1 protein-coding gene is annotated in these 420 nt (G+C 40.0%); it reads right to left on the reverse strand.

Annotation, left to right across the window (positions count from 1 at the left end; all coding sequences use genetic code 11):
- Positions 1-182: DUF2507 domain-containing protein (locus KH400_RS21450; protein ID WP_217228099.1), on the reverse strand; the 182-nt coding region annotated here is incomplete at its 3' end.
- Positions 183-420 lie beyond the last annotated feature (238 nt).

A 420-nucleotide genomic window follows, 5' to 3' on the forward strand; every position in this document is an offset into this window, starting at 1 on the left:
AGATTACCCCAATCAGCTTTTTCAAAAAAAAGGATGGCATCTTCAACTGTTGAAACTGGATATTTTCTTGCGAGCGATCTTCCAATCCAATATAAAATGGCATCATGATCTTTACCTAATAGGTCTTGCAGAACGTCATTTCGAATAAGGTCATACCCAAATTGATCTGTTCGAACTTCCATAAAAACATGCCCCTCTCCATACTTTGAAGCCAAAATGATCAGACAGCTTGTCGATCGTCTATGTATACTATCGTTCCAATTGCCTTTGAAATATATTTACTTTTTGATCATAAACGATGTCGTTGTTGGGTACAAGGAATAAGCTGGAATACAGAACGAAAGTAGGAGAGGTGAAAGAAAAAGGGGAACCCCGCCCTTTTTGAGAAAAAGCGAAGAAGTGGCGCTGGCTCCACACGCC

It is taken from the genome of Desertibacillus haloalkaliphilus (assembly GCF_019039105.1).
GTDB lineage: Bacteria > Bacillota > Bacilli > Bacillales > KJ1-10-99 > Desertibacillus > Desertibacillus haloalkaliphilus.